The 19,997-nt window shown below is 73.0% G+C and carries 19 protein-coding genes; 12 read left to right on the top strand and 7 right to left on the bottom strand.

The annotated features are described in order from the left end of the window. The first annotated feature begins 132 nt into the window (after positions 1–132). The 8 genes from AC4MBH_RS08600 to AC4MBH_RS08635 all read left to right on the top strand — a co-directional run bounded on the left by AC4MBH_RS08600 (position 133) and on the right by AC4MBH_RS08635 (position 9,037). The gene (locus AC4MBH_RS08600) at positions 133–1,053 is read left to right on the top strand and encodes a Rossmann-like and DUF2520 domain-containing protein (protein ID WP_491794390.1); all 921 of its coding nucleotides are present in this window, start codon (positions 133–135) and stop codon (positions 1,051–1,053) included. After that, entirely contained in the window at positions 1,050–1,937 is an 888-nt protein-coding gene (gene panC / locus AC4MBH_RS08605; RefSeq protein ID WP_491794391.1) for a pantoate--beta-alanine ligase, read from the top strand. The genes AC4MBH_RS08600 and panC overlap by 4 nt, the downstream gene beginning before the upstream one ends. Continuing rightward, a complete protein-coding gene (panD, locus tag AC4MBH_RS08610; protein WP_491794393.1) occupies positions 1,937–2,353 on the top strand; it encodes an aspartate 1-decarboxylase in 417 nt (138 codons plus the stop codon). Before panC ends, panD begins: the two co-directional genes overlap by 1 nt. 9 nt (positions 2,354–2,362) lie before the next feature. Continuing rightward, the gene (locus AC4MBH_RS08615) at positions 2,363–4,024 is read left to right on the top strand and encodes an L-aspartate oxidase (protein ID WP_491794395.1); all 1,662 of its coding nucleotides are present in this window, start codon (positions 2,363–2,365) and stop codon (positions 4,022–4,024) included. Continuing rightward, positions 4,021–4,926 carry a carboxylating nicotinate-nucleotide diphosphorylase gene (gene nadC / locus AC4MBH_RS08620; RefSeq protein ID WP_491794397.1) on the top strand — a complete coding sequence of 302 codons (906 nt, stop codon included), beginning with the start codon at positions 4,021–4,023 and terminating at the stop codon, positions 4,924–4,926. Before AC4MBH_RS08615 ends, nadC begins: the two co-directional genes overlap by 4 nt. Further along, positions 4,926–5,699, top strand: a complete 774-nt coding sequence (locus tag AC4MBH_RS08625; RefSeq protein WP_491794398.1) for a type III pantothenate kinase — start codon at positions 4,926–4,928, stop codon at positions 5,697–5,699. Before nadC ends, AC4MBH_RS08625 begins: the two co-directional genes overlap by 1 nt. Positions 5,700–5,767: 68 nt before the next feature. After that, the gene (locus AC4MBH_RS08630; RefSeq protein WP_491794399.1) at positions 5,768–6,118 is read left to right on the top strand and encodes a histone-like nucleoid-structuring protein Lsr2; all 351 of its coding nucleotides are present in this window, start codon (positions 5,768–5,770) and stop codon (positions 6,116–6,118) included. Between the two features lie 303 nt (positions 6,119–6,421). Further along, complete coding sequence (locus AC4MBH_RS08635; RefSeq protein ID WP_491794401.1) at positions 6,422–9,037, top strand: ATP-dependent Clp protease ATP-binding subunit; 2,616 nt, start codon at positions 6,422–6,424, stop codon at positions 9,035–9,037. Positions 9,038–9,127: 90 nt separating this feature from the next. Here AC4MBH_RS08635 and AC4MBH_RS08640 read toward each other — a convergent pair whose 3' ends face one another. Continuing rightward, positions 9,128–10,000, bottom strand: a complete 873-nt coding sequence (locus tag AC4MBH_RS08640; protein WP_491794403.1) for an HhH-GPD family protein — start codon at positions 9,998–10,000, stop codon at positions 9,128–9,130. 65 nt (positions 10,001–10,065) lie between these two features. On the opposite strand from AC4MBH_RS08640, the gene AC4MBH_RS08645 reads away from it, so the two are divergent. Beyond that, positions 10,066–10,950 (top strand): hypothetical protein, encoded by an 885-nt coding sequence (locus AC4MBH_RS08645; RefSeq protein WP_491794405.1) that lies wholly within the window; start codon positions 10,066–10,068, stop codon positions 10,948–10,950. On the opposite strand, the gene disA is transcribed toward AC4MBH_RS08645, so the two are convergent. Beyond that, the gene (gene disA, locus AC4MBH_RS08650) at positions 10,947–12,029 is read right to left on the bottom strand and encodes a DNA integrity scanning diadenylate cyclase DisA (RefSeq protein WP_491794407.1); all 1,083 of its coding nucleotides are present in this window, start codon (positions 12,027–12,029) and stop codon (positions 10,947–10,949) included. The two genes, AC4MBH_RS08645 and disA, sit on opposite strands and share 4 nt — an antisense overlap. 9 nt (positions 12,030–12,038) lie before the next feature. Beyond that, positions 12,039–13,484, bottom strand: a complete 1,446-nt coding sequence (gene radA / locus AC4MBH_RS08655) for a DNA repair protein RadA (RefSeq protein WP_491794409.1) — start codon at positions 13,482–13,484, stop codon at positions 12,039–12,041. A gap of 139 nt (positions 13,485–13,623) precedes the next feature. On the opposite strand from radA, the gene AC4MBH_RS08660 reads away from it, so the two are divergent. Next, complete coding sequence (locus AC4MBH_RS08660) at positions 13,624–14,667, top strand: LacI family DNA-binding transcriptional regulator (protein ID WP_491794411.1); 1,044 nt, start codon at positions 13,624–13,626, stop codon at positions 14,665–14,667. Positions 14,668–14,964: 297 nt separating this feature from the next. On the opposite strand, the gene AC4MBH_RS08665 is transcribed toward AC4MBH_RS08660, so the two are convergent. The 4 genes from AC4MBH_RS08665 to AC4MBH_RS08680 all read right to left on the bottom strand — a co-directional run bounded on the left by AC4MBH_RS08665 (position 14,965) and on the right by AC4MBH_RS08680 (position 17,916). Then, a complete protein-coding gene (locus AC4MBH_RS08665) occupies positions 14,965–15,522 on the bottom strand; it encodes a class I SAM-dependent methyltransferase (RefSeq protein WP_491794413.1) in 558 nt (185 codons plus the stop codon). Positions 15,523–15,682: 160 nt separating this feature from the next. Next, entirely contained in the window at positions 15,683–16,321 is a 639-nt protein-coding gene (locus AC4MBH_RS08670; protein ID WP_491794415.1) for a VOC family protein, read from the bottom strand. 68 nt (positions 16,322–16,389) lie between these two features. Further along, a complete protein-coding gene (locus AC4MBH_RS08675) occupies positions 16,390–17,169 on the bottom strand; it encodes a DUF3109 family protein (protein WP_491794417.1) in 780 nt (259 codons plus the stop codon). 9 nt (positions 17,170–17,178) lie between these two features. Beyond that, a complete protein-coding gene (locus tag AC4MBH_RS08680) occupies positions 17,179–17,916 on the bottom strand; it encodes a hypothetical protein (RefSeq protein WP_491794418.1) in 738 nt (245 codons plus the stop codon). A 96-nt stretch (positions 17,917–18,012) separates the two neighbouring features. Between AC4MBH_RS08680 and AC4MBH_RS08685 the strand changes: the two genes are divergently transcribed. Both AC4MBH_RS08685 and AC4MBH_RS08690 read left to right on the top strand, forming a co-directional pair. Continuing rightward, the gene (locus AC4MBH_RS08685; protein ID WP_491794420.1) at positions 18,013–18,975 is read left to right on the top strand and encodes a Ppx/GppA family phosphatase; all 963 of its coding nucleotides are present in this window, start codon (positions 18,013–18,015) and stop codon (positions 18,973–18,975) included. Continuing rightward, entirely contained in the window at positions 18,972–19,760 is a 789-nt protein-coding gene (locus tag AC4MBH_RS08690) for a sugar phosphate isomerase/epimerase family protein (protein ID WP_491794421.1), read from the top strand. Before AC4MBH_RS08685 ends, AC4MBH_RS08690 begins: the two co-directional genes overlap by 4 nt. Positions 19,761–19,997: the final 237 nt, after the last annotated feature.

The raw sequence follows: 19,997 nt of genomic DNA on the forward strand, positions 1-19,997 counted from the left end.
GGCGACGTGCGTCACGTCACGTTCCGGGGACAGGCCGGAAATTCCGGGGCTAGGCTCGGCGTTGTTCTGCTGACAGCACCACGAGCCTGTTGTCCGGTACCCGTTCGCGGGACTGGAACGAGGGAGTTCGACATGTTGCACGACAAGAGCACGCCCGCGCGCCTGCGCATCGGCGTGGTGGGCGCCGGACGCGTCGGCGCGGTCGTCGCCGCAGCCCTCCGGGCCGCCGGTCACGAGGTCGTCGCCGCCGCGGGCGAGTCCGACGCCTCCCGCGGGCGCATCGCCGCGCTGCTGCCCGGCGTACGCATCGACAAGCCGAGCGCGGTCGCGTGCGCCAGCGACCTGCTGCTGCTCACCGTGCCCGACGACATGCTGGGCAACGTCGTGCAGGTGCTGGCCGACAGCGGGTCGCTGCACGAGGGCCAGTACGTCGTGCACACCAGCGGCCGGCACGGCCTCGCCGTCCTCGCTCCCGCGATCGCCGTGGGTGCGCGGCCCGTGGCGCTGCACCCCGCGATGACGTTCACCGGCACCGCCGTCGACCTCGACCGCCTCGCCGGCTGCGTGTTCGGCCTGACGGCCGAGCCCGAGGAGCGCGACCTCGCCACCGCCCTGGTCGCCGACCTCGGCGGCCGCACCCTGTGGGTGCCGGAGTCGCGGCGCGCGCTCTACCACGCCGGCCTGGCGCATGGCGCCAACCACCTGGTCACCCTGGTCACCGAGGCGATGGAGATCCTCGCCGCCGCCGGTGCCGACGACCCCGCCGCCACCCTGCGGCCCCTGCTCACCGCCGCCCTCGACAACGCCCTCGACCACGGCGACGCCGCCCTCACCGGCCCGATCGTGCGCGGCGACGTCGGCACCGTCCAGGCCCACCTCGACGGCATCCTGGCCGAGGCGCCCACGACGCTGCCGTCCTACCTCGCGCTCGCCCGCGCCACCCTCAGCCGGGCCGTCACCGACGGCCGGCTCCTGCCGATCCGGGCCCTCAAGATCCGCGAGGTCCTCGACGAGGCCGCGGCCGAGGCTCGGCCCGTGCGCCGCTACACGTGAGCGCCGTCCCCCGCCTCGTCCCTCGCCTGGTCACCACCCGCTCCGAGCTCGTCGACGCGCTGTCGGCGCGCCGTCGCGCGGGCGAGCGGGTCGGGTTCGTGCCGACGATGGGCGCGCTGCATGACGGCCACGCCAGCCTGATGGCGCGGGCCCGCGCCGAGGTCGGGCCCGGGCCGCTGGTGGTCTCGGTGTTCGTCAACCCGCTGCAGTTCGGTCCGGGGGAGGACCTCGACCGCTACCCGCGCACCCTCGCCGCCGACCTCGAGGTGTGCGGCGCCCACGGCGTCGACGTGGTGTTCGCGCCGGCGGTCGAGGAGGTCTACCCCGCTTGGCCGCCTGCCGTCACCGTCGACCCCGGGCCGCTCGGCGACGTGCTCGACGGCGCCAGCCGCCCGGGACACTTCACCGGCGTGCTCACCGTGGTCGCCAAGCTCTTCGGGCTGGTGCGCCCCGACGTCGCGGTCTTCGGGCAGAAGGACTACCAGCAGCTGGTGCTCATCCGGCGGATGGTCGCCGACCTGTGCCTCGGGGTCGACGTCGTCGGCGCCGAGACCGTCCGCGAGCCCGACGGCCTCGCGCTGTCGAGCCGCAACGCCTACCTCGACCCCGACCAGCGGCGCGCCGCGCTCGCGCTGAGCCGGGCCCTGCGCGCGGCGGCCGCGGCGGCGGCGTACGGCGTGACGGCGGCGGTCGACGCCGCCCGCGCCGAGCTGGACGCGACGCCGGGGGTCGACCTCGACTACCTCGAGCTCACCCTGCCCGACCTCACCCCCCTGCCCGCCGAGGTCGCCCCCGGTACCGAGGCCCGGGCGCTGGTTGCGGCCCGGGTCGACACCACCCGTCTCATCGACAACCTGCCGCTGACCCTCGGAGGGAACCCCTGATGCTCCGCACCATGATGAAGAGCAAGATCCACCGCGCCACCGTCACCCAGGCCGACCTGCACTACGTCGGCTCGGTCACCGTCGACCAGGACCTCCTCGACGCCGCCGACCTGCTGCCCGGCGAGCTCGTGCACATCGTCGACATCACCAACGGCGCGCGCCTGGAGACCTACACGATCGCCGGCGAGCGGGGCAGCGGCGTGATCGGCATCAACGGGGCCGCCGCCCGGCTCGTGCACCCAGGCGACCTGGTGATCCTCATCGGCTACGGCCAGATGGAGACCGCCGAGGCCCGCACGCACCAGCCCCACGTGGTCTTCGTCGACGCCGGCAACAAGATCATGGGCACCGGGCTCGACCCGGCCGAGACGTTCGGCGACCCGACGCTGCGCCGCGGCGACCTCGCCGCGCACTAGCATCGCGGGATGCCCACCGCCGTACGTCGTGTCCCGGGGCGCCTGGCCGCGCCCGAGCCAGGCTGGACCACGTCGGCCGACGTCGTCATCGTCGGCTCCGGCATCGCCGGCCTCACCGCGGCGCTCCGGCTCCGCGACCACGTCGACAAGGTCCTGGTGGTCACCAAGGACGAGCTCGCCGCCGGCTCGACCCAGTGGGCGCAGGGCGGCATCGCCGCCGCGCTCGGCCCGGGTGACACCCCCGAGCAGCACGCCGTCGACACCCTCGTCGCGGGCGCCGGGGCCTGCGACGCCGACGCCGTCCGGGTGCTCGTCGACGAGGGCCCCGACGCCGTCCGCGAGCTGATCGCGCTCGGCGCCGTCTTCGACCACGACGCCTCCGGCGCGATCTCCCTGACCCGCGAGGGCGGCCACCACCGCGACCGGATCGCCCACGCCGGCGGCGACGCCACCGGTGCCGAGATCCAGCGCGCCCTGATCGCCGCGGTCGAGGCCGCCCCAGAGATCGAGGTCGTCCCGCACGCCCTGGCCGTCGACCTGCTGCTGGCCGACGACGGCGGTGTCGCCGGGGTGACCCTGCACGTGATGGGGGAGGGGCAGCGCGACGGCGTCGGCGCCGTCCGCTGCCGCGCGGTGGTGCTGGCCAGCGGCGGCCTCGGCCAGGTGTTCAGCCAGACGACCAACCCGTCGGTCTCCACCGGCGACGGCATGGCCCTCGCGCTGCGCGCCGGCGCGACCCTGCGCGACCTGGAGTTCGTGCAGTTCCACCCGACGGTGATGTACCTCGGACCGCAGTCCACCGGGCAGCAGCCGCTCATCTCCGAGGCCGTGCGCGGCGAGGGGGCGTTCCTCGTCGACTTCGAGGGCGAGCGGTTCATGCAGGGCGTGCACGAGCTGGCCGACCTCGCGCCGCGCGACGTCGTCGCCAAGGCGATCATGCGACGGATGCTCGACACCGGCCACCCGCACATGTGGCTCGACGCGCGGCACCTCGGCGCAGAGTTCTGGGAGCGGCGCTTCCCGACCATCCTCGCCACCGCCCGCTCGCACGGCGTCGACCCGGTGACCGCGCTGATCCCGGTCGCGCCCGCCTGCCACTACGCCTCCGGTGGCGTGCGCACCGACCTGCACGGGCGCAGCGACGTACCCGGCCTCTACGCCACCGGTGAGGTCGCCTGCTCCGGCGTCCACGGCGCCAACCGGCTGGCCTCCAACTCGCTGCTCGAGGGCCTCGTCTTCTCGCGGCGGATCGCCCACGTGCTCCCCGACGAGCTCCGGCCGTGGAGCGAGCCGGCACCCGACGCCCGTACGGCCGGGCTGGTCTCCGGCGAGGCACGGGTCGAGCTGCAGGAGGTGATGACCGCGCAGGTCGGCGTGCTGCGCGGGGCCGCGGGCCTCGCCGAGGCCTCGGCGGTGCTCGACAAGCTGGGCGGTCAGACCTCGACCGTCGTCGACCTGGCCGCCTGGGAGACCACCAACCTGCTGACCATCTCGGCGGCGCTCACCGACGCCGCCACGCTGCGCGAGGAGACCCGCGGCTCCCACTGGCGCGACGACTTCCCCGAGCGCGACGACGCGCGCTGGGCCGGTCACGTCGACACCGTCATGACCGACGGCGTGGCCGCGGTGACCTTCCACCCGGCCCCGGCCACCGACGGAGGCGCGTCGTGATCGTCCGCACCCCGATCGCCGACCTCTCCCGCGAGCTGGTCGACGAGCTCACCCGCGCCGGCCTCGACGCCGAGGCCGTCCACGACCACGTCGTCCGCGCCTTCGAGGAGGACCTCCCGGGCGGTGCCGACGACGCGACGAGCTCGGCGATGCCGCAGATGGGCCACGCCGTGGCCGACATCGCCGCGCGCCAGGACGGCGTCGTCGCCGGCCTGGCGGTCGCCGAGCTGGCCTTCCGCTACGCCCTCGACCAGGAGGTCGAGATCACCGGCCGGGTCGCCGACGGCACCCACGTGCGCCCCGGCGACGTCGTGATGACGGTGGCCGGGCCAGTCGCGGGGGTGCTGACGGCCGAGCGGACCGCGCTGAACTTCGCCTCGCACCTGTCCGGGGTCGCGACCGCCACCTCGCGCTGGGTCGCGGCGCTGGAGGGCACCGGCGCCCGGGTCATCGACACCCGCAAGACACTGCCCGGCTGGCGCGCCCTCCAGAAGTACGCCGTGCGCTGCGGCGGCGGGGGCAACCACCGGTTCAGCCTCGCCGACCGCGCCATGGTCAAGGACAACCACGTGGTGGCCGCCGGCGGCGTGGTGGCGGCGTACCAGGCCGTGGTCGCGGCCCAGCCCGGCCTGCGCGTCGAGGTCGAGGTGACCGACCTCGACCAGCTCGAGCAGGTGCTCGAGGCGGGCTGCACCGAGGTCCTGCTCGACAACATGAGCAACGAGATGATGACCGAGGCCGTGCGCCGCACCGCCGGCCGTGCCGTGCTGGAGGCGTCCGGCGGCCTCACCCTCGAGCGTGCCCGCGCCGTCGGCGAGACCGGCGTCGACCTCATCTCCGTGGGGGCGCTGACGCACTCGGTGGTCGTCTTCGACCTCGGGCTCGACTTCCGGGACGCCTGATGCCCCTGCTCGCGGCCGACATCGGCAACGCGCACACGGTGCTCGGCCTGATCGACGGTGGCGTCGTGTCGGCCGACTGGCGGGTCTCGACCGACGAGCGTCGTACCGCTGACGAGTGGGCGGTGCTGATCCGCGGGCTCCTCGGCCGCCGGCTCCACTCGATCGACGGGATCGTGGTCTGCTCCACGGTCCCCGCGGCCACCCTCGCGGCCCGCGACATGCTCGGTCGGCATTTCTCCCAGACACCCCACCTCATCGTCGAGCCCGGGGTCCGCACGGGTATTCCGGTGCTGATGGACAATCCCCGCGAGGTCGGCACCGACCGCATCGTGAATAGCCTCGCGGCCGCCACCGAGTACGCCGGTCCGGCCATCGTCGTCGACTTCGGTGGCACCGCCACGACTTTCGACGTCGTGAATGCGGCTGGACAGTACGTCGGGGGATCCATCAGCCCCGGTATCGAGATCTCCCTCGAGGCGCTCGGCCGCCGCGGCGCCCAGCTGCGCCAGGTCGAGCTGGTCCGGCCGCGGTCGGTGATCGCGAGGAACACCGTCGAGGCCCTGCAGTCGGGCCTCGTCTTCGGGGTCGCCGCCCAGGTCGAGGGCCTGGTCGAGCGGATGATCGACGAGCTCGGCGCCGATCCGGACGACGTCTCGGTCATCGCCACCGGATATCTCGCCCCCCTCGTCGTCGACGAGTGTGACTGCTTCACCCACGTCGATCCGTGGTTGACCCTCAAAGGGTTGGAACTGGTGTTCCGACGTAATTCCTGACCGTCTCGGTGCCTATGCCATAGTGGGCATTTCTGAATTACCCCCACGAGCATTGAGGAACACCCCTGATGGCACAAAAGGTCAACATTGTTCTCGTCGACGATATCGACGGCAGCGAGGCCACCGAGACCGTGACTTTCGGCCTCGACGGCACCACCTACGAGATCGACCTCAACGACACCAACGCCCAGGCGCTGCGCGACGCGCTCGCCGGCTACGTCGGCAACGCCCGCAAGGTCGCCGGCACGCGGCGCAGCGGCGGCCGCCGCTCGACCTCGTCGTCCGCGGCGTCGTCGGCCAACGCCTCCGGCACCTCCGCCGCGGAGATCCGCGAGTGGGCCCGCTCCAACGGGTTCGACGTCCCCGAGCGCGGCCGGATCCCCGGCAACGTGCGCGAGGCGTTCGACGCCGCGAACTGACCTCGGCACCGGCGGCAGTGGGGGCTGCCGGCGCCGACGGGTTCGCTTTCGCTCCGGGTCATCTCTCGGCCCGGGGGTTTCGACTCGCTGTGCGCGACCTCGTTCCGCGGTCGCGCGCTCGCTCGACCTTCACACGCGACGGGATCGACCTCCTTCGTCGGTCGGTCCCTGCGTGTTCGCTGATAGCGGACGGCGTTGGGGTGCATCGGGGAACGCGTAGGCTGGCAGCGGGGTTGTACAACCCGTACCCCTCCCTCCACCCAGGAGCGGACGGGGACCCCAAGGGACTTAGAGGAGTAGCGCATGTTCGAGCGGTTCACAGACCGAGCTCGCCGGGTGGTCGTGCTGGCCCAGGAAGAGGCCCGCATGCTCTCCCACAACTACATCGGCACCGAGCACATCCTGCTCGGTCTCATCCACGAGGGCGAGGGCGTGGCCGCGAAGGCCCTCGAGAGCCTCGACATCTCGCTCGAGGCCGTGCGCGCCCAGGTCGAGGAGATCATCGGGCAGGGCCAGCAGGCGCCGTCCGGCCACATCCCCTTCACGCCGCGCGCCAAGAAGGTGCTCGAGCTGTCCCTGCGCGAGGCGCTGCAGCTCGGTCACTCCTACATCGGCACCGAGCACATCCTGCTCGGCCTGATCCGTGAGGGCGAGGGCGTCGCCGCCCAGGTGCTGCAGAAGCTCGGCGCCGACCTCAACCGGGTCCGCCAGCAGGTCATCCAGCTCCTCTCGGGCTTCCAGGGCAAGGAGTCGACCGCCGCGGCGGCCGCCCAGACCGGCGGCGGTGACGCGCCGTCGTCGTCGCTGGTGCTCGACCAGTTCGGGCGCAACCTGACCCAGGACGCCCGCGAGGGCAAGCTCGACCCGGTCATCGGGCGCGAGACCGAGATCGAGCGCGTCATGCAGATCCTCTCGCGGCGCACGAAGAACAACCCCGTCCTCATCGGCGAGCCGGGCGTCGGCAAGACGACCATCGTCGAGGGCCTGGCCCAGGACATCGTCAAGGGCAACGTGCCCGAGACGCTCAAGGACAAGCAGATCTACACCCTCGACCTCGGCGCGCTGGTGGCCGGCAGCCGCTACCGCGGTGACTTCGAGGAGCGCCTGAAGAAGGTGCTCAAGGAGATCCGCACCCGCGGCGACATCGTGCTCTTCATCGACGAGATCCACACCCTCGTCGGGGCCGGTGCGGCCGAGGGCGCGATCGACGCCGCCAGCATCCTCAAGCCGATGCTGGCCCGCGGCGAGCTGCAGACCATCGGCGCGACCACCCTCGACGAGTACCGCAAGTACCTGGAGAAGGACGCCGCGCTCGAGCGCCGCTTCCAGCCGATCCAGGTCGCCGAGCCCTCGATCGCCCACACGATCGAGATGCTCAAGGGCCTGCGCGACCGCTACGAGGCGCACCACCGCGTCACGATCACCGACGAGGCCCTGGTCTCCGCGGCGACGTTGGCCGACCGCTACATCTCCGACCGGTTCCTGCCCGACAAGGCCATCGACCTCATCGACGAGGCCGGCTCCCGCCTGCGCATCCGCCGGATGACGGCCCCCGCCGACCTGCGCGAGTACGACGACAAGATCGCCGAGGTGCGCTCCCGCAAGGAGGGCGCCATCGACGGCCAGGACTTCGAGGCCGCCGCGCGCCTGCGCGACGAGGAGAAGCAGCTCATGCTGCGCAAGACCGAGCGCGAGAAGCAGTGGCGTGCCGGCGACATGGACGAGGTCGCCGAGGTCGACGAGGAGCTCATCGCCGAGGTCCTCGCCGTCGCCACCGGCATCCCGATCGTGAAGCTCTCCGAGGAGGAGTCCACGCGGCTGCTCAACATGGAGGAGGTCCTGCACAAGCGGGTCATCGGCCAGGACGAGGCCGTCAAGGCGATCTCGCGGGCCATCCGGCGCACCCGTGCCGGGCTCAAGGACCCCAAGCGCCCCGGCGGGTCGTTCATCTTCGCCGGCCCCTCCGGCGTCGGCAAGACGTGGCTGTCCAAGACGCTGGCGGACTTCCTGTTCGGCGACGAGGACTCCCTGATCCAGCTCGACATGTCGGAGTTCAGCGAGAAGCACACCGTCTCGCGGCTCTTCGGCTCGCCTCCCGGCTACGTCGGCTACGAGGAGGGCGGCCAGCTCACCGAGAAGGTGCGGCGCAAGCCGTTCTCGGTGGTCCTCTTCGACGAGGTCGAGAAGGCCCACCCCGACATCTTCAACAGCCTGCTGCAGATCCTCGAGGAAGGGCGTCTGACCGACTCGCAGGGCCGGGTCGTGGACTTCAAGAACACCGTCATCATCATGACGACCAACCTCGGCACCCGGGACATCAACAAGTCGGTCCACCTCGGGTTCAACCAGAGCGGCGACGCGGCGGGCTCCTACGAGCGGATGAAGAACAAGGTCCAGGACGAGCTGAAGCAGCACTTCCGGCCCGAGTTCCTCAACCGTGTCGACGAGATCGTCGTCTTCCCGCCGCTGACGCGGGAGCAGATCGTCCACATGGTCGACAACATGGTCGCCTCGGTCGAGCTGCGGATGCGCGACCGCGACATGCGCATCGAGCTGACCCAGGCCGCCAAGGACCTGCTGGCCGAGCGGGGCTTCGACCCGGTGCTCGGTGCCCGGCCGCTGCGCCGCACGGTCCAGCGCGAGATCGAGGACTCGATGGCCGAGAAGATGCTGTTCGGCGAGGTCGGTCCCGGTCAGATCGTGCTGGTCGACGTCGAGGGCGAGGGTCCGACCGCGACCTTCACCTTCAAGGGCCAGAAGATGGGCGAGATGCCCGACCTGCCGCCGCTCGAGACCGCCGACATCGGCGCTCCCGACCTCGGCAAGGCCCCCGAGGACGGACCGGTCGACATCAAGAAGGCCAGCCCGACCACCGAGACCGAGGGTGGCGCCGCCGGAACCGGTACCGGCACCCTCTGACCCACCACCACGCCGACCCGTCGCATCGTTGCGACGGGTCGACGTGTTTTTCGCGCTGACCCGTCGCATCGTTGCGACGGGTCAGCGTGGTCAGGGCAGGGCGTAGGCGTCCGGGCCGACCCGGGCGACCAGGGCGTCGGCGAGCAGGCTGTCGAGGCAGCGGGTGCGCTGGACCTCGTCGGCCCAGGTGGCGTCCAGGGCGCTGCGGTGCACCGGGCCGTCGCTGTCGCGGAGCACGGCGAGCAGCCGGCCGCGGCACTGACGGTCGGTGCCGGCCCATGCCTGCGCGCGGCGGGCCGGGCCGTCGTACGCCGGGTGGCCGGCGAGCCGCCAGGCGCACCGGTCGGACACCGGGCAGGCCGGGCAGCGGGGCGCGGCGGCGGTGCACACGAGCGCGCCCAGCTCCATCACCGCGACGGCCCAGGTGGCGGCGGTGGCGTCGTCGTCGGGCAGCAGGCCGGCGGCCACGTCGCGCTCGGCGCGGGTGACCGAGGTGCCGGGGAGCTCGACCCCGGTCACCGTCCTGGCGAGCACCCGCCGCACGTTGGTGTCGAGCACGACGTGACGCCGGCCGCAGGCGAAGCTCGCCACCGCCGCGGCCGTGTAGTCGCCGACGCCGGGCAGCGCGAGCAGGTCGTCGTAGGAGTCGGGGACGACGCCGTCGTGCCGCTCGACGATCGCGACCGCCGCCCCGTGCAGGCGCAGCGCGCGCCGGGGGTAGCCGAGCCGGCCCCAGGCCCGGACCGCCTCGCCGGTGGGCTCGACGGCCAGGGCCGCGGGCGTCGGCCAGCGCTCGAGCCACGCCTCGTGCACCGGGATCACCCGGGCCACCGGCGTCTGCTGCAGCATCAGCTCGGAGACCAGCACCGACCACGCCGAGGCGTCGGGACGGCGCCAGGGGAGGTCGCGCTGGTGCTCGTCGTACCAGGCGAGCACGGGCTCGTGGAGCGACGACGCGGGCACCGGTCCATTGTCCGTGCGGTGTGCCTCCCGCGGTCGGGGCGGGGTGCTCGTTAGCGTGCTGACCCATGTCGACACGCGGATCACAGCCCCCCGCGGTCTACCGTCGACGCCGCCTGATGGTGGCCGGCACGATCGTCGCGCTGGTCGTCGCGGGCGTCGACCTGGTGCGCGACGACGACGGGTCACCGTCGGCCGGCACCACCGCGCAGCAGGTCGTGGCGACGCCCGAGACGTCGCCCACCGACGAGCCCGACGACCGCCGCAAGCGGCCGGGCGGGCGCAAGAAGCAGCGGCAGCAGGAGAACGACACCCCTCCTCCCGCGCCCGAGCCCGAGCCGCCGGACCCGGTGGGCACGTGCGAGGACGACGACGTCTCCGTCGTCCCGGTGATGGCGCCGGCGCTGGCCGGCCGCTCCGTGCTGGTCACGCTGACCCTGCGCACGCTGACGGCCGAGGCCTGCACCTGGCAGCTCAGCCGCGGGCACCTCGCCTACAAGATCACCACCGGAGCCGACGACGTCTGGTCGAGCGCCCACTGCCCGCGCCAGGTGCCGACCGACCTCGTCGTGCTCCGGCGCGACTTCCCGACGACGTACCGCCTCGCGTGGAGCGGTCGCGCGTCCAGCGTCGACTGCCCCGACACCATGGACTTCGTGCCGCCGGGGGAGTACGCCGTGCAGGTCGCCGCGATCGGGGGCGAGCCCTCGGAGGTGGTGCCGTTTACGCTCGGCGACCCCGCCGACGCCGTGGTGGCCACCGAGCCGCTGGGCCCGCCGCTGCCGGGCGCCGACGGCGTCGCGACGACGGGCGACGGCGAGCAGGACGAGAAGAAGAACGAGAAGAAGAACAAGAAGAAGAACAAGAAGGGCAAGAAGAAGCAGGGCGAGGAGGGCGGGAAGCAGCGCGGGCAGGACGCCGCGCCGGACGACCAGCCCCAGGGCACGCCCTAGACGTAGCGTTCGAGGATCGTCGACTCGGCCAGCCGCGACAGGCCCTCGCGCACGCTGCGCGCGCGCAGCTCGCCGACGCCGTCGACGATCTGGAGGTCGTCGATGCCGGCCGAGAGCAGCTTCTGCAGGGTGCCGAAGTGCTCGACGAGCCGGTCGACGACCGACGCCGGGAGCCGGGGCACCTTGGCGAGCAGCCGGTAGCCGCGGGGTGCGACGGCGCCGTCGAGGAGCTCGGCGGCACCGAGGCCGAGGACCCGGGCGGCCGAGGCGGGGTCGACCAGCTCGGTGGCCGAGAGCGCCTCGAGCCGGGCGAGCAGCACCTCGGGGCTCTTGGTACGCCGTCCGGCCGGCACGTAGTCGCGGATCACCAGCTCGCGCTCGGCGTCGACGCCGGTGATCAGCTCCTCCAGCTGCAGGGCGAGCAGCCGGCCGTCGCTGCCGAGCTCGAGCACGTAGTCCTCGATCTCGCGGGCGATCCGGGTGACCATCTCGAGCCGCTGGGCCACGACCGCGACGTCGCGCACGGTGACCAGGTCCTCGATCTCGAGCGCGGAGAGGGTGCTGGAGACCTCGTCGAGGCGGAGCTTGTAGCGCTCGAGCGTGGCGAGGGCCTGGTTGGCGCGGGAGAGGATCTTGCCGGAGTCCTCGAGCACGTGGCGGGTCTCGCCGACGTAGGCCGCGATGATCTGCATCGACTGCGACACCGAGATCACCGGGAACCCGGTCTGCTTGGCCACCCGGTCGGCGGTGCGGTGGCGGGTGCCGGTCTCCTCCGACGGGATCGTGTGGTCGGGCATCAGGTGCACGGCCGCGCGACTGATCCGGGTGAGGTCCTTGTCGACGATGATCCCGCCGTCCATCTTGGCCAGCTCGCGCAGGCCGGTGGCGGTGAACGGCACGTCGAGAGCGAAGCCGCCGGTGGAGATCGACTCGACCGTGCGGTCGTGCCCGATCACGATCAGGGCGCCGGTGCGGCCCCGCAGGATGCGCTCGAGCCCATCGCGCAGCGCCGTGCCCGGGGCGGTCTGGGCGAGGGTGGCGCGCAGGCGCAGCTGCTCCTCGCTGCGGCCGTCGGTCATGGGGGAACCCTATCCGTCGTCGACCACCTCCAAGGCGTGCTTGGTGCGAGAGTCGAGATGGAGCAGGTGCAGGGCGGACCGGACGTCGCGCACCTCGACCACCCGCATCCCGTCGACCACCCGGTCGCTGCGCACCGAGCGGGGCCCGGCCGGCTCGTGACGGCCCGCGGCGGGCGCCGGCACCACGGCCATCTTGAACCCGAGCCGGGACGCCTCGGCCAGGCGCTGGGGCAGGTCGCGGACCCGGCGCAGCTCGCCGGCCAGCCCGATCTCGCCCATCGCCACCACGCCCACCGGCGGCGGGGTGACGAAGGTGGCCGAGGCCAGGGCCACTGCGACGGCGAGGTCGCTCGCCGGCTCGGAGAGCCGCGCCCCGCCCACGGTGGAGGCGAACACGTCGTGGGAGTGCAGCCGGATGCCGACGTGCTGCTGGAGGACGGCGAGCACCATCGCGATACGGGAGCCGTCGAGGCCGGACACCGTGCGGCGCGGACGTTCGAGCGGGGACGGGGTGACCAGGGCCTGCACCTCGGCCAGCAGCGGGCGGCGTCCCTCCATCGTCACCGCGACGCAGGTGCCGGCGACGCGGCCGTGCAGGTGCTCGACGAACAGGCCGGTCGGGTCGGCGACCGCGGAGATGCCGTCGGCGGCGAGGTCGAAGCACCCGACCTCGTCGACGGGGCCGAACCTGTTCTTCACCGCGCGGACCATCCGGAAGCGGCTGTTGCGGTCGCCCTCGAAGTGCAGGACGACGTCGACGAGGTGCTCCAGGACGCGCGGGCCGGCGATGCCGCCGTCCTTGGTGACGTGGCCGACCAGCACCGTCGCCAGCTCGCGGGTCTTGGCCACCCGCACCAGCGCGGCCGAGACCTCCTTGACCTGCGTGATCCCGCCGGGCACACCCTCGACGCCCGCCACGCTGATGGTCTGCACGGAGTCGACGACGAGCAGGTCGGGGCGGACCTGCTCGATGTGGGTGAGCACGGCGCCGAGATCGGTCTCGGCGGCCAGGAACAGCTCGTCGTGGACGCCGCCGGTGCGGTCGGCGCGCAGCCGCACCTGGCTGGCCGACTCCTCACCGGTCACGTAGAGCACCCGGCGCCCGCTGCGCGCCGTCTGAGCCGCGACCTCGAGCAGCAGGGTGCTCTTGCCGACACCGGGCTCGCCGGCCAGCAGGATCGCCGCGCCCGGCACCAGGCCGCCGCCCAGGACCCGGTCGAGCTCGGGGACGCCGGTGCCGCGGGACGCCATCTCGGAGACCTGGACCTGACCGATCGGGACCGCGGCGCTGGTGACCGGGCCGGCGGCGGTGCGCATCGTGGGTGCGCTCGCCTCGGCCACCGATCCCCAGGCCTGGCACTCCCCGCACCGGCCCACCCACTTGCCGGTCTCCCACCCGCACTCGGCGCAGCGGTACTGCGGGCGGGGAGCGCGTGCCGTGCTGGTCTTGGCCATGACGTGAACGCTAGACGCGGGTACCGACAGCCGGCCGCCCGACACCCGGGTGACACCCGGCAGCCAGATGCTGGCCACTCGGCCGACGGGGCGCCGTACGGATAGACTCGTGTTGGATCGTTCCAGAGGGGAGACCAGCGTGGACCGCAACGGCCGGATCTCCGGGTCCCGCGCCTCGTCGTTCGCGCCCACCCTCGCCGACGTCGCCGAGCGCGCCGGGGTCTCGCGCCAGACCGTCTCCAACGCCGTCAACAACCCCGACCTGCTGCGCAACGACACGCTCGCGCGCGTGCTGGAGGCGATCGCCGAGCTGGGCTACGTGCCCAACCGGGCGGCGCGCAACCTGCGCACCCGTGCCTCGCACCTGGTCGGGCTGCGGATGAGCCCGGTGCAGGAGGGCACCGCCAACGCCGCGATGGACCGCTTCGTCCACTCGCTCGTGTGGACCTCCCGCGAGGCCGGTTACCACGTGCTCCTGTTCTCCGGCGAGGGCCCCGACCCGCTCGAGGGCTACGACGACCTGCTCCGGTCGACCGCCGTCGACGCCTTCGTCGTCACCGACACCTACCTCGGCAACCCCCAGGCGGTGTGGCTGCGGGAGCGGCGCGCGCCGTTCGTGGCCTTCGGCCGGCCCTGGGACGACGAGGGCGCGCGGCACCCGTGGGTCGACGTCGACGGCGCCGCCGGCACCGAGCTCGCCACCCACCACCTGCTCGACAAGGGCCACACCCGGATCGCCTGGATCGGCTGGCGCAAGGACTCCTTCATCGGCGAGGACCGCCGCTCCGGCTGGAGCCGCGCCCTGCGCGAGCGCGGGCTGTCCACCACCGGGATGGCCTCCCGCGTGGAGGACACGGTGTGGAGCGGCCGCGAGGCCAGCGCCGTCCTCCTCGACGAGGCGCGCCCCTCCGCCTTCGTCTGCGCCTCCGACACCCTCGCGATGGGCGTCCTGCACACACTCGCCGAGCGCGGCCTCCACCCCGGCCGCGACGTCGCCGTCGTCGGCTTCGACGACTCCCAGGTCGCCCAGGTCGTGCACCCGGGCCTGACCTCGGTGCGTCAGCCGCTGGAGGAGGTCGCGATCGCGGTCGTGCGGTCGCTGGAGGACCTGCTGGCCACGCCGTCGTACGTCGGTGAGGGGCTGCTGCTCACGCCGACGTTGACGGTGCGCGGGTCGAGCTAGGTCTCTTGGGAGCGGGCTCTCGGGGTCGGGCTCTCGGGGTCGGGCTGGGCGCAGGGCGGGTCCGGGCGGCCGGCGCGGACCTCAGGGTGGAGAACTGCCGGTTCGGGGGCGAGATTTGCCCGTGAAGTGCAGGTTTCCCCGGTGCACCGGGGAAACCCGCAGGAGCTGCAGCCCCACCAGTCACACAGCTCCCAACGGCACCACCTCCCAGGCAAGACCCGAACTTCCCGGGCAATGCATTGCCTGGGAAGTTCAGACTTCCCCGGTGGACCGGGGAAACCTCGCACCCGCCCCGCCTCAGAACCCCCGCGACCACACGTTGACGGCGTAGTCGACCTCGAGCCCCTCGTGGTGCCGGAGGACCTCCTCGGCGACGGACGGCTTGAGCTCGATCCGCACCACGGCCTCCAGGTCGGCGCGAGAGGTGAACCGCCAGCCCATGTCGACGGGGGTGCGGGTCCAGCCGCGGGTGACCCAGAACCGCTCGATCTCGGACGGCGGCGGCAGGTGGGGGTAGCCGCGGCGGAACCAGGCGCCGAACGTCGAGCGGGAGCCGTCGTTGTCGATGATCATCGCCGTGCCGCCGCGGCGGACGACGCGGTCGAGCTCGGCGAGGCCGGGCTCGCAGCCGGGGCCGAAGAAGTACGCCCAGCGCACGTGCACGACGTCGACGGAGCGGTCGGGGAGGGGGACCTGCTGGGCGGTGCCGGGGACGACGCGCACCTGCGGCAGGCCCGCCGTACGACGCCGGGCCAGCGCGACCAGGCCGGGGTGGGGCTCGACGCCGATCACCGAGCCGGCGGTCTCGGCGAAGCGGGGCAGGTGGAAGCCGGTGCCGCAGCCGAGGTCGAGCACGGTGCGCCCGGACCAGCCGTCGGGGCCGGCGAGCGACTCGAGGGTCGACCAGAGGCGGCCGTCGGGGTCGACGGCGCGGTTCTCGACCTCGTAGGTCGCGGTGTGCTTCCAGATGTTGGGGCTCGGGACGGCCCCGGGGAGCGGGCGGTTCAGGGGGAGGTCAGATCCGGACCAGGCCGCCGGGGGTCATCACCTGGGCGGCGAGGATGCCGGGGGTGCCGTGGGGTGCCACCCAGTCGACCTTGATGTCCTCGAGGGGCGCCTCGACGGTCTCGCCGAGCCACTCGCTCACCCGCTGCGGGTCGCCGGCGATCTCGAGGCAGGCCAGCGAGAACGTGTTGTCGGCACCGGCCGAGGGGTGCAGCTCGGCGGGGCTGTCCCACTGGATGAAGAACGGCAGCTGCGGGTCGGAGAGCAGGCCGTGGACGCCGATCTGCTTCCAGGTCAGCTCGGTCCCGTCGGGCCGGTGGCGGTTGCCCTTGACGGCCTCGCGGCCCAGGCGCTGCTCGACGACGCTGATGTCGTCGACCGCCACCACCCAGCCGAGCCAGCCGCCGCCGGCGGCCGAGCGGGTCTTGACGGCCTGACCGAACGGCGCCTTGTCCGACGCCGGGTGGTCGAGAGCCTCGACGACCTCGAGGTAGGTGTTGTCGGCCATCGGCAGGATCCGGTTGCGGGTGCCGAAGCGCGGGTGCACCCCGCCGTCGACGAAGTGCCGCCCGAGGAGGTGGCCGATGCGCTCCGCCGTGGCCTCCAGACCATCGGGACCGGCAGCGAACGAGAGGTGGTCGAGGCGCATACCGATCATTGTGAGCAGAGCGGGTACCGGGTCCGTCGCCGGGGGTGGGTTTTCTTGACGTCGAGAGGTCAGTGCGCCCGGGAGGCCGGATGGATGGCCAGCGCCGAGCGGGACCGCAGGTGGGCGTCGCAGTGCGTCACCAACTCGTCGTACGCCGCCTGCCCCATCAGGGCGACCAGCTCCGGCGCGGAGGTGAGGTAGAGCGGCTCGGGGGCGACGTGCGCCTCGGTGTTGCCCGAGCAGTACCAGTCGAGGTCGTGACCGCCCGGGCCCCAGCCGCGACGGTCGTACTCGCCGATCGACACCTCGGTGTAGGTGGTGCCGTCCTGCCGCTCGACGTCGCGGAACGTGCGCCGGAGCGGCAGCTGCCAGCAGACGTCGGGCTTGGTCTCCAGCGGGTTCTTGCCGAGCACGAACGCCAGCGCGTGCAGGGCGCAGCCGGCTCCGCCCCCGCCCTTCGCGGGGGCGAAGTCGGGGCGGTTGTGGAAGACGCAGGCGGACTGCCCGTCGACCTCGAGGGTGCGGGTCTTGCGGTCGCCGTCGTCGTCGGTCTCGATCCAGTCGTCCTGCTCGACCGGGCGGCCCGGGTGGAACTGCCACAGCGTCTCGTCGAGCATCCCGACGTAGCCGGAGACCCGGTCCTCGTCGTCCTGGTCGGAGAAGTGGGCGCCGAGCGTGCAGCACCCGGTGTCGGGCGACTCGGCGTAGATGCCCTTGCAGCCCTGGCCGAAGATGCACTGGTAGCTGCTGGTGAGCCAGGTGAGGTCGCAGCGCAGCACCTCGGTCTCGTCGGCCGGGTTGACGAACTCCACGAACGCACGGGGGAACACCAGGTCGACCTCGGGCACCCGCAGAGCCTACGGGTGGGCGGTGCCGTCGTCCTCGCGCCGCTCGGCGGTGGACGGTCGGCGGGCCCGCTCGGCGCGCAGCTCGTCCTGCTTGCGACGGCGCCTGATCTCGGCCCGGGCGAGGAAGAACGCCAGCACGACCGGCCAGACGAAGCGCACCTTGTCGAGCAGCCAGGCCAGCCAGCCGGGCGGTTCGGGCAGCGACCAGTCGGGCCAGGGGATCGACGGCCAGGGGATCGAGGGCCACGGGATCGACGGGAGGTCGGGCCAGGGGAGCGACGGCAGTGACCAGTCGGGCCACGGGATGTCGACGGCGAACCGCACGACGACCAGGCCGAGCAGGAGCGGTACGACGACGCCGGCCGTCCCGGCCGCCACCCGCTGCGCCTCGTAGCGGCGCGGGTGCTCGCGGATGCGCGCCTCGTGCACCGCGGCGGGGGAGCCGTGCTCGGGCTCGAGGTCGACGCCGCCGAGGCCGAGGGCCGCGTCGACGTCCTCGCCCGGGGCGTACCAGGTGGCCCGCCGCGGCTTCCCGAGCGCGCTGAAGCGGAGCGTGACCCGGCCGTGGTCGGCGGCCCCGGGCACGTCGTCGTCGGGCGTGAGCTCCACCTTGTCCTCGCCGGTACGACGCTCGGCCACCAGCTCGCCGTCGACCCACCAGCGCAGGTGCTTGCGCCACCCGCCGGTCTCGGCCTCGACCCGGTGGAAGGTGCCATCGGTGACGATCTCCCAGACCTGCGCGACCATGGCACCGACGCTAGGAGCGCCGACGGTCGAGCGGATCGTGCGCGAGTCGCGACCGGCCCCGACTTTGGTCGCGCCCGTCCCGGTACGGTGGGAGTCATGCGCCTGGGAGTCCTGGACATCGGCTCCAACACCGGGCACCTCCTCGTCGTCGACGCCCACGGCGGCGCCGCGCCGCTGCCGGCGTACTCCTACAAGCAGCCGCTGCGGCTCGCCCAGCACCTCGCCGGCGACGGCGCCGTGTCGCGCACCGGCATCGACGCGCTGACCCGCTTCACGGCCGAGGCGCTGGTGGTCGCCGAGGACAAGGGCTGCGAGGACATGCTGTCGTTCGCCACCTCGGCGGTGCGTGACAGCGCCAACAGCGACGACGTCCTGGCCCACGTCCGCGACCGCACGGGCGTGGAGATCGGCGTGCTGTCGGGCGAGGACGAGGCACGGCTGACGTTCCTCGCCGTACGCCGCTGGTTCGGGTGGTCGGCCGGTCGCCTCGCGGTCTTCGACATCGGCGGGGGCTCGCTCGAGATCGCCGGCGGCGGCGACGAGCGCCCCGACGTCGCCTGGTCGCTGCCGCTCGGCGCGGCCCGCCTGGCGCGCACGCACTTCGCCGAGCGTCCCGACGAGGGCCGGCTCAAGACCATCCGCAAGGGCATCCGCGCCGAGATCGCCCGCGACGCCGGCAACCTGCTGCGTGCCGGCGCCCCGCACCGGGCGGCCGCGACCTCGAAGACCTTCCGGTCCCTGGCCCGCATCTGCGGCGCCGCGCCGTCGACCGAGGGCAGCCTGGTGCCGCGCACCCTGCCCCTGCAGTCGCTGTGCGAGTGGATCCCCAAGCTGGTCGAGATGGACGACGACGAGCTCGCCCACCTGCCGGGCGTCTCGCCGAGCCGCACCCACCAGATCGTGCCGGGCGCGCTGGTCGCCGAGGCCTGCATGGACATCTTCGACCTCGAGGAGCTCGAGATCTGCCCGTGGGCGCTGCGCGAGGGCGTCATCCTCGAGCGCATCGACCAGTTCAGCGTCGCCTACGTGCCCGCCGTCGCCCCGAGCGCGGTGCGGTGAGCCGCATCGGGCTGTCGACGGTCTCGGTCTACCCCGAGTCGACGGCGCACGCCTTCGCCTACGCCGCCGCGATCGGGTACGACGCCGTCGAGGTGATGGTCGGCATCGACGCGCTCAGCCAGCAGACCTCGGCCGTCCAGCAGCTCTCCGAGCACCACGGCGTCCCGATCTGTGCCGTGCACGCGCCGTGCCTGCTGTTCACGCAGCGGGTCTGGGGCACCGAGCCGTGGGGCAAGCTGGAGCGCTCGGCCGAGATGGCCGCGGAGGTCGGGGCGGGGACGGTGGTCGTGCACCCGCCGTTCCGCTGGCAGAAGGAGTACGCCCGCGACTTCGTCAACGGCATCGCCGCGCTCGAGAACTCCACCGGCATCCGGTTCGCCGTCGAGAACATGTATCCCTGGCGGGCCACCAGGAAGCGCGGCGCCGAGATGTACCTGCCCGGCTGGGACCCGTCCGAGGAGCCCTACGCCAACACCACCATCGATCTCAGCCACGCCGCCATCGCCCGGTCCGACGTGATCGAGATGGCCGACCGGCTCGGCGAGCGCCTGTGCCACGTGCACCTCACCGACGGCAGCGGCTCGGCCAAGGACGAGCACCTGGTGCCGGGCCGTGGGGTGATGGGCGCCTCGGCGTTCCTGCGCCACCTCGCCACCACCGGGTTCGACGGCGAGATCGTGCTCGAGATCAACACCCGCCGGTCCACCGACCGTGCCGAGCGCGAGGCCGACCTGCGGGAGTCGCTGTCGTTCGCCCGCGAGCACTTCACCGTGGCGACCGGCTGAGCGGCTGAGCGGCTGACGGGCTGACCGGCTGGCGGGACCTGTCGTTGTCGTGCGATCGAACGGGAACGACATATTTCGGCGGTCGAAATCTGCCGTTGCCGTGCGATCGCGCGGCAACGGCAAGCCTGCCCCCAGGCGGCCCTCCCAGAACGTGTCGAGCCCCCGCCGGCGCGGACGCACCTGGTGTGACGGTGCGGCCGGTGTGGGTGGCCCGGTGGCGGGACCTGTCGTTGCCGT

This window comes from Nocardioides sp. WJ219, from assembly GCF_058559815.1.